Origin of the sequence: Acidocella sp., from assembly GCF_052326845.1 — a bacterium.
In the GTDB taxonomy this organism is placed as follows: Bacteria; Pseudomonadota; Alphaproteobacteria; order Acetobacterales; family Acetobacteraceae; genus Acidocella.
This window is the reverse complement of record NZ_JBKQJR010000058.1, coordinates 1-9865: the sequence shown is the minus strand read 5'-3', so window position 1 is coordinate 9865 and position 9865 is coordinate 1. Positions and strand designations below refer to the sequence as shown.

Sequence of the window (9865 nt, the reverse complement as noted above, 5' to 3'; positions counted from 1 at the left end):
GCCCGCGGCGGCGAGATCCAGTTCCCCCACAAAAGCATCGATGAAGCGAACGGGGTTATCTGGACCGACGTATTCGTCCAGAGATTCCGGCAGGAGCAGCCTCTGCGCTCGGTCGCGACCTGAGATGTGCGTCATGATGCCAGATTCTACCGCGCCTCATGCCGCGCCGGAATCCGTTTCGGTAGAGTTTTCACACGGTCTGCAAGACTTTCGCAAATATTTTTAGTATAGAAATATCAATGGCTTATCTTTTTCAAAAGATATAACCGAAATGCGTTAAGAGACCCCCGCCCTACCGCCATCCCTTCGCCCGCTTAATCGCCTCGGCAAAGGTTGCGCGCCAGCCGGAGGCATTCGCGATATTTGGCGCCACGATCCGCACGCCGCCGGGCCGTGCTACTTCGCCGCCAGCAGCCAGCGCCGCGCAGCCGAATGCTGTCAGTTCGTCGAATTCCGGGCAGGCGATTTCCCGCTGCAACACATTCGCCAGGAAGCGGACAAAATACGCGCTGCGGGTCAGCCCGCCATCCACCGAAATCCGTCCGCCGATCGGCACGCGCACATGCATCGCGCTCACCACCTCCGCCGTGCGCAGCGCAATTCCCTCCAGCAGTGCCTGGATCAGGTCCCGCTTCGTCGTCGCAGCACTCATACCCACCCACAGCGCCGCCGCTGAGCGGTCCCAATGCGGGCAGGCCAGCCCCGAAAGCGCGGGCACAAAGGCCAGGCCACGGGAAATCGCAGGCGGGGCCTCGAACTCGTTCAACTCAGCGAAGGACTCGAACAACCCCAGGCTCTGCGCCCATTCCAACGCGGCGCCGGCATCGTACACGCCGCCATCCACCGCGTAGGTGCTCACCCCCGCCCGCCGCCACGCCACGGTGGGCAGCAGCCCTTGCTCCGGCGCGCGGACAATCTCCGCCCCCGTCATGGCGAGTGTAAACGCACCTGTGCCAAATGTGATCTTCGCATCCCCCGGCACCCGGCAGCCATGCCCGTACAGCGCCGCCTGCTGGTCCACCACGGAAGCCCGCACCGGCACGCCGCCAATGGCGCCGAAATCCCCCACCGTGTCCCGTATCTCCGGCAAAGCCTCCATGGGCACGCCGAAAATCCGGCAAAGCTCCGTATCCCACTGTGCCGTTGCCAGATTCATCAGCGAGGTGCGCGAGGCGGTGGTGGCATCGGTGGCGAACACGCTGGTCAGGCGGTCGAGGAAAAACGCATCCGTGGTGCCGAGCCGCAGCCGCCCGGCGGCCAGGGTGGCGCGGGCTTCCGGAATCTCCCGCAAAATCCAGGCGAGCTTGCTGGCCGAGAAATACGCATCCAGCGGGAGTCCGGCGCGCGCCAGGGTCTCCGCCTCCGCCCCTGTGGCGCGCAAAGCCTCTATGTCCGCGGCCGTGCGGTTATCCTGCCAGACGATCACCGGGCTCAGCGCCTTGCCCGTCACCTTGTCCCAGGCGAGGCAGCTTTCCCCCTGGTTGGCGATGCCGATGGCCTCGGCACTGCCCGCCGCCTGCAAGCACGCGCGGATATTGCCGAGCAGTTCCTCCGGGTCGTGCTCCACCCAGCCGGCATGCGGATGATGCTGCGCATGGCGCAAGGCACGGACGATGCGCGCCTGCCCATCCTCCAGCCGCAGGGCGCGTGTGCTCGTCGTGCCCTGGTCGATGGCGATGACGCTCACGAGACGATTTCTACCAGGAGCTGCTTGGCCTCGCGCAGCGGCTTCAGCTCGGCCAGATCTAGCAGGATGCGCCGTTCCGGCCGCGTGGAGATGCGCCGCTTGTACAGCACGGCCTCTTCCGAACTCACACGCAGCTGGCCGGAGATCGGCTCGGCCACCCGCAACTGCAGCTGGCCGCGCAGCTGCGTCACCCGGGCCAAGCGCTGCGGCACCACGAATTTCACGCCCTCGCCGGCAACCAGAGTGATGCCGTCCTCGGCGGACGGTAGCCCGCCTGCCAGATCGTCGGCAATATACTCGGCGATCTCCGCGCCCTCGCGGAAGCTCCACCCGGCGGTCTCGATGGGGCGCAGCAGATTCCCGGCGGCGAAATAGGCGCCATCCGAGCAGCGGCCATACTGGTCCACAGCCGGCCCGCCGCTATGCCTGTCCACGTCCAGATGGCTGAGGCGCGCCAAGCTGGCCTCGGGCAGGAACTGCCCTGTCAGCAGCACGCCGTCGCAGGCGATCTCCCGGCCATCGTGCAGGCGCACCGCCTCCACCCGCGCATGGCCCAGAATCTCATCGATCCCGTTGTTGAAATAGGTTGGAATACGCAGCAGCCTCGGCAACAACCCGAGCGGCCAACGCGCCACAGGGCGGTCGCCAGCCTCTACCACCGCCACGGGATGGATGCCGTGGCTGCGGCAGGTGGCGAGTGCCGAAAGCCCCACCAGCTCCGTGCCCACCACCACCGGCCGGAGGAAGGGGGCGAGGCCGTGCAGATGCACATAGGCCTGCAACGCGCCCGTATTCAGCACGCCGAGCGGCCGGTCCCCGCCCAGCAAACGTGCGGCGCGCGGCGCTTCCCGCGCCCCGGTGGCCAGCAGCACGCGCAGGGTGCGGATCGCCGTCCGCCCCTCAGGCGTCGTCACCTCCACCACCCCGTCCGGTTTCAACGCCGTGACAGAGTGCCGGAGCAGGATCTCGACCTCAGCAGCTTCGGCCTCCAATGCGAGGTGGCGCGCATAAGCCGGGCCGGTGAGGAGCCGCCCGAATTCCCGCACCCCGAAAGGCGGGTGTCCGCAATGCCGTGGCACGCCGCCGAGCACGCTTTCGCGCTCCAGTATCGCCACGCGCTTCACCCCCCGCGCCTTCAGCGTCAGCGCCGCGGCGATGCCCGCCGGCCCGCCGCCGATAATCGCCACGTCAACCATGCGTGTGCTCCACGGCCAGCGGAGTGGCGAAGCGCCCCGCCGTCATCTCCGCCAGCCGGGCATTGCAGTAGAACCCCTGGCAGCGTCCCATCCCGGCCCTGGTGCGGCGCTTCAGCCCGCCGTAATCCTGCGCGGGCAATGGCCCGGCAAGTGCTGCCTCGATTTCCCGGCTTGTCGCCATCTCGCAGTGGCAGATGATCTCGCCATAGCCCGGGCTCTGCCAGTCTCGCGCGCAGTGTTCCGCCAGCACCGGCGCCTGCGGCCAGACCGGATCGGCCAGCCTGGCATGCGGCTTGGCGTAGAGGCTCCAGGCATGTTGCGCGAGCCCGAGCGCGGCTGTCAGCCCCGTCGAGCGTATGCCGCCCAGCACGATGTAGTTGCGCTCCGCCTCGTGCCGGACGCGGTATTCCTTCCGCTCGGTCGCCGGGCGGATGCCGGCATACACCGCCGTCACCCCCATGCCCTCCAGCGACGGGACCAGCTCCACCGCCTTGTCCACGAGCATGCGCAAGGTCGCCTCGTCCACGGCGGCGCGGTCGCGCGAGTCCTGCTCCTCCGCGGTTGGCCCGACCAGCAGATTGCCGAACGCCGTGGGCGTGACGACGATCCCCTTGGTCCGCTCTGTAGGTACTGGCAGCAGGATTGTTCGTAGAAGCTGCGCCGCCGCCTTGTCGAACACCACGAACTGCCCCTTGCGCGGCTTGATAGTGAAATGCTCCGCGCCGGTCAGGCGGTGGTCGACAATATCCCCATACAACCCGGCGCAGTTGATCACCGTGCCGCACTCCACCGGGCCAATGTTGGTTTCCAGCCGCCAGCCGCCATTGGCGAAGTGCCCCGAGAGCACTACCGTATTCCGCCGCACCTCGCCGCCATTGGCCAGGGCTTGCAGCACATAGGCCAGGGGTGCGCTCCACGGGTCGATGACATGCTCGCGCAGCACCAGCACGCCGCCAAGCACATGCGGCGAGAGTTGCGGCTCCCGCGCCAGCACCTCCGCCCGCGTCAGCAGCTGCACATCGGCAACGCCATTGGCGTGCGCCGCCTCGGCGATGCCGGGCAGCTTGGCCAGTTCCTCCTCGTTCCATGCGGCGACGATCGCGCCGGTTTCCAGCACCGGCAGCCGCAGCCGCTCGCGGATCTCCATGTATTCCGTGTAGCCCGCCTGCATGCATGCGAGTTCCAGGCTGCCCGGCGGCGCATCGAAGCCCGTATGCAGGATCGCGCTGTTGCCCTTGCTGGCGCCGGAGAGGATGTCCGCGCCTTTTTCGAGTAGCAGCACCTTCGCGCCTTCCAGCACGAAGCGGCGCGCCACCGCGCAGCCAACAACGCCGCCCCCCACAACCGCTACATCGTACATGGCGCCGAGGGTCATCCCGCCATGCCGTGCTGTCAACAGCCGTTTCCCCATAGCCAAAACCCGCCGCGCAATTATATTGCGTGCTACAGAGTTATATATTGGGATTATATGCAGACCGAGACCGAAGCGCTCACCCTTGACGAAATTGACCGGAAAATCATCGCCGAACTCCAGGCGGATGGCCGAATCACCAATGTGGAGCTGGCGCGCCGGGCGGGCATCTCCCCGCCACCCTGCCTGCGCCGCGTGCGCCGGCTGGAGGAGGCCGGCTACATCCAGGGCTATCACGCGCAGACTGACGCGCAGAAGCTCGGCTGGCAGATCTCGTTCTTCGTCATTGTCGGGCTGGAGAGCCAGAAGCTCTCGGTGCTGGAGGGCTTCGAGACGCTGGTGGCCAGCTGGCCGGAGGTGCGGGAGTGCCACATGATCCGTGGCGGCGGGGATTTCCTGCTGCGGCTCGTGGCGCGGGACGCGGCGCATGAGAACCAGCTTACCACCAAGCTGACCAATGCCCCCAGCGTGGCCAAGGTGCAGACGTTGCAGACCATCCGCACCAGCCGGGCGCTTGCCGGGGTGCCCATGGACAAGCTGAATGGGTGAATTTCTGCTCCTCCTGCTGGCCTTAGCCGTGGGAGGCGCCTGCCGGGTCTTGCCGGCGCATCTGCCTTACCTGTTTCCCTTTGTCTTCAACGCGCCGGTATTCCTCGGCTGCTGGCTCACGGCGCTGTGGTACTGGCGCGGCATGCGCCGCATCGCGCCGGAGCGCCGCCCGGGCCGGGTGCGGCGGGCCTTCTTCCTGGCTGGGGTGGCGGGCATCTATTTCGTGCTGCAGACGCATTTCGAATACGTGTCCCAGCACATGTTCTTCCTCAACCGCGTGCAGGCCGTCACGCTGGGCATGGCGGCACCCTTCTGCATCGCTATCGGCTGGATGGGCGAGGTTCTGGCGGCGGGCGCGCCCGGCTGGGTGGTGAACGCGGCGCGGGAAGCCTGGGCGCGGCTGCGCTGGCTGAGCCACCCTGTGCCGGCCACGCTCATCTTTCTGGCCAGCACCGATCTTTGGCTCATCCCGGCGGTGCATTTCGCCGCCATGCTCAACCCGCTGCTTTACGCGGTGATGAACATCTCCTGCCTGCTCGGCGGGCTGCTGTTCTGGCTTATGGTGCTGGACCCGCGGCCGAAGCCGGAGGCGCGGTTCGGCTATCTGGTCCGTGCCGGTACCGGGTTCCTGGTGATGTTTCCGCAGATCGCGGTGAGCTCTACCATCGCCCTCAGCAGCCAGGATTTATACCCGTTCTACACGCTGTGCGGGCGGCTGTTTCCGTCGATCTCGGCGACGTACGACCAGATGCTGGGTGGGCTGATTCAGTGGATTCCGCCGGGGATGATGAACACCGCGGCGCTGATCATCGGTTTGAATTCATTGCGCCTGGCCGAGGCCGAGGCCGATAAGCATTTTGTCCCGCCGCCAGGGGCGAAGATCTACGAGGCGAAGTGGACGGGAAGATAAGAAAAATGCCGCCTTTTTTGGAAAAAAGGCGGCACCCAAAAAACTTTTAAAAGTTTTTGCGGCGCTTTTTTCAAAAAGCGCCAGAAACCTAAACCTTAAGCGACGATCTCGATCTCGGCGAAGAAGAAGGAGATTTCCTGCGCGGCGGCTTCCGGGGCGTCGGAGCCGTGCACGGAGTTCGCCTCGATGGACTCCGCGAACTCGGCGCGGATGGTGCCGGCGGCGGCGTTCGCCGGGTTGGTGGCGCCCATGATGTCACGGTTCTTCTGGATGGCGTTCTCGCCGTACAGAACCTGCGCGACCACCGGGCCGGAGATCATGAACTCGACCAGGTCGTTGAAGAACGGGCGGGCGGCGTGCACGGCGTAGAACGCCTCGGCCTGGGCGCGGGTGAGGTGCAGGCGCTTGGTGGCCGCGATCATCAAGCCGTTCTCTTCGAACTTGGCGTTGATCTTGCCCGTCAGGTTGCGGCGGGTGGCGTCCGGCTTGATGATGGAGAGGGTGCGTTCGAGGGCCATGATATGTGCTTCCGTGTGAATGTTGCGGCGGCAAATACAGGGGCGGACGAGGCTGGGCAAGCCCCGGCACAGGCTATAGAGCTTCGCCCATGAGCGTTTTAAGCCTGGATGACCTTTCTTATAGCATAGCCGGCCGGCCATTGCTGGAACATGCGAGCCTGATGGTGGATGACGGGCGGCGCGTGGGGCTGATCGGCCGCAACGGCGCCGGCAAGTCCACGCTGCTGAAACTCATCGCCGGGCAGCTTCGCCCCGATGGCGGGACCATCCGCCTCGGCAACCGGGTGCGGCTGGGCTACGTGGCGCAGGAGGCCCCGGGCGGGGACATCACGCCGCTCGACGTGGTGCTGGCGGCGGATACGGAGCGTGCCGAACTGCTCAGGGCAGCCGACGACCCGGCCACCCCGCATGAGAAGCTGGCCGAGATCCACGAGCGTCTGCTCGCCATCCAGGCGGACTCCGCGCCCTCCCGCGCCGCGTCCATCCTGGCCGGGCTGGGCTTCAACGAGGAATGGCAGGCAAGGCCGATGTCCAGCTATTCCGGCGGCTGGCGCATGCGCGTGGCGCTGGCGGCGGTGCTGTTCTCCCAGCCCGATCTCCTGCTGCTGGACGAACCGACCAACCATCTGGACCTCGAAGCCACGCTCTGGCTGGAAGGCTATTTGCAGAAATTCCCTGGCGCCATCCTGCTCGTCAGCCATGACCGCCAGTTGCTCGACCATGCCGTGGAGGCGATCGCGCATCTGGACCGGGGCAAGCTGACCCTTACGCCGGGCGGCTTCGCGGAATTCGTGCGGATAAAAACGGAGCGCGCCCTGCAGCAGGCCCGCGCGGCGGAAAAGGCAGCCGATGCGCGGGCGCATATGCAGTCCTTCGTGGACCGTTTCCGCGCCAAGGCCTCCAAGGCCAGGCAGGCGCAAAGCCGCATCAAGGCGCTGGAGCGGATGCCGCAGATCGAGGCGGTGGTGGAGGATCATGCCACCGAATTCTCCTTCCCCTCGCCGGAGGATTTACCGCCGCCGATGGTGCAGCTCGATGCCGTGGATATCGGCTATGACGGCAAGCCGATCCTCACCGGCGTCTCGCTGCGGCTGGATATGGAAGACCGCATCGCCCTGCTGGGCCAGAATGGCAACGGCAAGTCCACGCTGGCCAAGCTGCTGGCTGGGCGGCTCTCCGCCCTGCGCGGGCGCGAGTTCCGCGTGAAGGGGCTGCGCGTCGGCTATTTCGCCCAGCACCAGGAGGATGATCTGGTGCTGGAGGACACGCCCTACGATCATCTCGCCCGCGCGCTGCCGAAAGCCACGCCGACGCAGATCCGCGCCCAGGCCGCGCGCTTCGGGCTGGATGCCGATCGGGTGAACACCAAGGTGGGCGCGATGTCGGGCGGTGAGAAGGCGCGGCTGCTGCTGGCCCTGGCCACGCGCGAGGCGCCGCATCTGCTGATCCTCGATGAGCCGACCAACCACCTGGACATCGACGCCCGTGACGCGCTGGTGAAGGCGCTCACCGCCTTCGAGGGCGCGGTGGTGCTGATCTCGCATGATCCGTATCTCGTGGACCTCGTGGCCGACCGGCTTCTGCTGGTCGCCAATGGCAAGGTCACGCCGTTCGAGGGCGATCTGGCCGCCTATGCCGCTTCCATGAGCGAACGCGCAGCCCCGGCGGCAAAGCAGGTGGAAGCGAAAAAGAACGACAAGGCAGCAAAGGCCGAGGCGCGGGCCAAACTCGCCCCGCTGCGCCTGGCGGCCAAGGCGGCGGAGCAGGTTCTGGCAAAGCTGCTGACGGAGAAGGAAAGCCTGGAAGCGCGGCTGGCGAGCGAGGACATCTACACCCAGGCCAAGACGGCGGAGCTGACGAAGGTGACGCAGCGCCTGGCTGTGGTGAAGCGGGAGATCGACGCCGCCGAGCATAACTGGCTGGAGGCGCATACGGCGCTGGAAGAGGCGGAAGGCTGAAGTGCAAACTTGTTGTTATAATTATTAACCAGATTCCGGTTAATAATTAAACGGGTAGGTTATTTCGCCGGTTTTTCCTCGGCCTGGTACGATCATGTCGGCCCGCCGCTCCGGGCGGGTGAGCATGTACATATCCGCGCTGGGCAGGAAAATCTCGCGCCATTCGCGCAGCCAGATGCCGAGGCTGCGCGTCCGCGCCACGTCCTGAATGCTTCTGCGGTCGCTGTCGACGAAAATCTTCAGCCCGTAATAGGGCTCCAGCAGCGGCACGAGCGCGGAAATCCCCTCCACGATCACGGGCCGATGGGTGGTGATCCGGCGCGGCGTGGTGGAGACCGCGAGGGTTTTCCAATCGTACGGTGCGTAGCTGCATTCGCCCTGTTCCGCGAGATCCGTCACCGCCTGCAGGAACTCCTCATAGCGGATGTAAGGAAACGGGAATGCGGGCTGGGAGCCGTGCCACTCATCTTCCGGGCGCAGGAATTCGTCCACATGCAGGCATTCGAAGCCGTGGATTTCCTGCAGCCGCATGGCGAGCGTGGTCTTGCCCGCGCAGGGCAGGCCGTCGATGGCGATCAGCGGGCGCGTCAAATCGCGGGGGAAACCCGCTGGTAAATCCAGTCTCGTGCTGGTGCTTCCGTCCATCCCGTCCTCGGGTGCCAATCGGCAGTGTTGTAACGCAACAGCTCCCCTTCTGGAATCGCCGCCAAGAGGGCGGGTAGGCAAGTTTTCGTGATGACGGTGGGAAGAGCCCTAAACCGGCAGTGTCACGCTTACGCGTAAGCCCCGTTCGGGCAGGTTGGTGAGGGTCACGTCGCCGCCATGGGCGCGCAAGATGTTGCGGCTGATGGACAGGCCCAGCCCGGAGCCGCCGGTCTCGCGGTTGCGGCTGGTCTCCAGGCGACGGAACGGCTCGAACACGCGCTCCATTTCCGCGGCGGGAATCCCGGGCCCCTGGTCGTCGACGTCGATGCGCAAGGCTCCCCTCACCGGCGTGTGCAGGGTGACATGCGCGGCGTCGCCATATTTCAGCGCATTGCCAACGAGGTTGGTCAGCGCCCGCTTCAGCGCCAGGGGGCGGGCATTCACCGGCAGATGCTCCGGCCCGGTATAGCTGAGCGCATCGGCGTGGTCCGGGTCGCCATCGGCGGCATCATCGAGGATCGTGCGCAGCAGGCTGGCGAGGTCGAGCCGCGTAATTTTCTCGGTGGTGGTCACGTCCCGGCTGAAGGCGAGCGTCGCCGCGACCATCGCTTCCATCTCGTCGAGGTCCGCCAGCATCTTGGTCCGCTGTTCATCGTCGTCCATGTATTCCGCGCGCAGCTTCAGCCGGGTGATCGGCGTGCGCAGGTCATGGCCGATGGCGGTGAGCAGGAAGGTTCGGTCCTCGACGAAGCGCCGCACGCGCGCCGCCATGGTGTTGAAGGCGGTGGCGGCGGTGACGATCTCGGCCGGTCCCGTCTCGGGCAGCGGCGGTGCGTTGGCGACATCACGCCCCAGCGCCTCGGCCGCGGCGGCGAGGGTCTTTACCGGTTGCAGCAATTGCCGCACCGCCCAGGTGATCATGATGCCGCCCAGAATGGTCATCACGATGAAGGCGGTGGCGAAGCCGGGCGAGCGCCAGGGGGCTGGCTGC

The 9865-nt window shown here is 66.2% G+C and carries 9 protein-coding genes; 3 read left to right on the top strand and 6 right to left on the bottom strand.

What is annotated here, in order from left to right:
• Positions 1-292 precede the first annotated feature (292 nt).
• From ACLPJJ_RS03815 to ACLPJJ_RS03805, 3 genes are read right to left on the bottom strand one after another with little or no spacing between them, the layout of a single operon-like run.
• On the bottom strand, positions 293-1687 hold the full coding sequence (locus tag ACLPJJ_RS03815; protein WP_443589605.1) for an FGGY family carbohydrate kinase: 1395 nt from the start codon (positions 1685-1687) through the stop codon (positions 293-295).
• Positions 1684-2883 (bottom strand): FAD-dependent oxidoreductase, encoded by a 1200-nt coding sequence (locus ACLPJJ_RS03810; protein ID WP_443589603.1) that lies wholly within the window; start codon positions 2881-2883, stop codon positions 1684-1686. Before ACLPJJ_RS03810 ends, ACLPJJ_RS03815 begins: the two co-directional genes overlap by 4 nt.
• Positions 2876-4279 (bottom strand): NAD(P)/FAD-dependent oxidoreductase, encoded by a 1404-nt coding sequence (locus ACLPJJ_RS03805; RefSeq protein WP_443589601.1) that lies wholly within the window; start codon positions 4277-4279, stop codon positions 2876-2878. The genes ACLPJJ_RS03810 and ACLPJJ_RS03805 overlap by 8 nt, the downstream gene beginning before the upstream one ends.
• Positions 4280-4351: 72 nt before the next feature.
• Between ACLPJJ_RS03805 and ACLPJJ_RS03800 the strand changes: the two genes are divergently transcribed.
• Positions 4352-4843 carry an Lrp/AsnC family transcriptional regulator gene (locus tag ACLPJJ_RS03800; protein ID WP_443589599.1) on the top strand — a complete coding sequence of 164 codons (492 nt, stop codon included), beginning with the start codon at positions 4352-4354 and terminating at the stop codon, positions 4841-4843.
• A complete protein-coding gene (locus tag ACLPJJ_RS03795; protein ID WP_443589597.1) occupies positions 4836-5753 on the top strand; it encodes a cytochrome c oxidase assembly protein in 918 nt (305 codons plus the stop codon). Before ACLPJJ_RS03800 ends, ACLPJJ_RS03795 begins: the two co-directional genes overlap by 8 nt.
• A gap of 95 nt (positions 5754-5848) precedes the next feature.
• Here the strand turns inward: ACLPJJ_RS03795 and ndk are convergent, their stop codons facing one another.
• Positions 5849-6271, bottom strand: a complete 423-nt coding sequence (gene ndk / locus ACLPJJ_RS03790) for a nucleoside-diphosphate kinase (protein ID WP_443589595.1) — start codon at positions 6269-6271, stop codon at positions 5849-5851.
• Positions 6272-6360: 89 nt separating this feature from the next.
• Between ndk and ACLPJJ_RS03785 the strand changes: the two genes are divergently transcribed.
• A complete protein-coding gene (locus tag ACLPJJ_RS03785; RefSeq protein WP_443589593.1) occupies positions 6361-8229 on the top strand; it encodes an ABC-F family ATP-binding cassette domain-containing protein in 1869 nt (622 codons plus the stop codon).
• A 39-nt stretch (positions 8230-8268) separates the two neighbouring features.
• Here the strand turns inward: ACLPJJ_RS03785 and ACLPJJ_RS03780 are convergent, their stop codons facing one another.
• Together ACLPJJ_RS03780 and ACLPJJ_RS03775 are read right to left on the bottom strand one after the other, a co-directional pair.
• Entirely contained in the window at positions 8269-8820 is a 552-nt protein-coding gene (locus ACLPJJ_RS03780; protein WP_443589592.1) for a uridine kinase family protein, read from the bottom strand.
• A 162-nt stretch (positions 8821-8982) separates the two neighbouring features.
• Positions 8983-9865 (bottom strand): ATP-binding protein (locus ACLPJJ_RS03775; RefSeq protein WP_443589590.1); only part of this gene is annotated, 883 nt, incomplete at its 5' end.

What these genes read in the sequence shown, in the direction of transcription:
- ACLPJJ_RS03795 (WP_443589597.1), top strand. Translation starts at nt 4,836, where the DNA reads ATGGGTGAATTTCTGCTCCTCCTGCTGGCCTTAGCCGTGGGAGGCGCC.
- ACLPJJ_RS03800 (WP_443589599.1), top strand. Translation starts at nt 4,352, where the DNA reads ATGCAGACCGAGACCGAAGCGCTCACCCTTGACGAAATTGACCGGAAA.
- ACLPJJ_RS03785 (WP_443589593.1), top strand. Translation starts at nt 6,361, where the DNA reads ATGAGCGTTTTAAGCCTGGATGACCTTTCTTATAGCATAGCCGGCCGG.
- ACLPJJ_RS03810 (WP_443589603.1), bottom strand. Translation starts at nt 2,883, where the DNA reads ATGGTTGACGTGGCGATTATCGGCGGCGGGCCGGCGGGCATCGCCGCG.
- ndk (WP_443589595.1), bottom strand. Translation starts at nt 6,271, where the DNA reads ATGGCCCTCGAACGCACCCTCTCCATCATCAAGCCGGACGCCACCCGC.